This is a genomic window from Azospirillum sp. B506, assembly GCF_000333595.1.
GTDB lineage: Bacteria > Pseudomonadota > Alphaproteobacteria > Azospirillales > Azospirillaceae > Azospirillum.
Genome location: NZ_BADK01000209.1, coordinates 1 through 1,002, shown reverse-complemented (window position 1 = coordinate 1,002; position 1,002 = coordinate 1). Strand labels below are relative to the sequence as shown.

1 protein-coding gene is annotated in these 1,002 nt (G+C 57.5%); it reads right to left on the bottom strand.

The window, feature by feature from the left end:
* The coding region (locus I71_RS38170; protein WP_042692970.1) for a hypothetical protein at positions 1-1,002 on the bottom strand (1,002 nt) is incomplete at both ends.

Here is a 1,002-nt window from a genome sequence, read left to right as displayed (position 1 = left end):
TCAAGTAGGACGCCCTCAATAAGCGCCAGAACCGTATTGAGCATATTCGGCGGGCATAGAATTTCTGCAGGGTCGATTTTGTATGGCAGGAACTGGCTTTCGATCGGCATAATTCTGTATTCTGTCAGCCATTCTGTCAGCGTCCCAGCGTCAATGCGCTCGATTCGCATTCTTTGAATTATTTTGCCATCGCTGCCAGGCACCGCCACAGGCGCTCGATAGATGCTCGGTGGCAGTGTTGATGCCCAATAGCGCCTGGAGTCGTTCTTAGCCAACTCCTCCGGGATCTTTACCGTTTGGTTGTTAACGATCTCAAACGAAACCGTCCGCAAGGCCTTGCGGCCGTCGTGAACCCCGGAGTGGCGGTTTAGTACATGCCCTGTGCCGCGTCCCGCTGGCGGCGGGAAACCTGGACAGAACCATGGTGCGTCACGGTAACGCCACTTGGCCTGCCCAGTCGGCCAAATGCCTATATGACTGTCAAAGCGCAGATAAGGGATCACGCAACCGTGCTGGAAACCCAAGGTTAAGCTGATGTGCTCGACCCATGCGATCTCGCCATCCACCTCGTCGCCATCGACTGTCAAACGCGCCGTCGCTGCGGAGCGCACGATGCTCGTCAGGAGCACACTTGGCCACGTCCAAATCTCGGAGTGCTCGAAACATGCAGGGTCGCCGCCCAGATCGCACTTCCATCCGACGACCTCGCCCGTTTCGTGAGCCCATAACGGCATCGCGCGCAGGGCGTATATGTCGCGGAAATAGGACTCCATGCCATAGCGGAGTTCGATCTCCCTCAGCTTAGTGCGCAGCAACTCGGCCACCCGGACCGCGGGTTCAGATTCGGTCTCCATGCGGGTAGCCGCTTGGTCGAAGTAGCTGACATCGCGAGTCAGTTCCAGGATAGCTCTTGAATCCGTCATGCCGGAGATGTATGGCACCGCCGCCAAGGCAATTCTCAAGTATCCCCGCGGATCAGCGCGCAGCGTCCCATTCATCTTG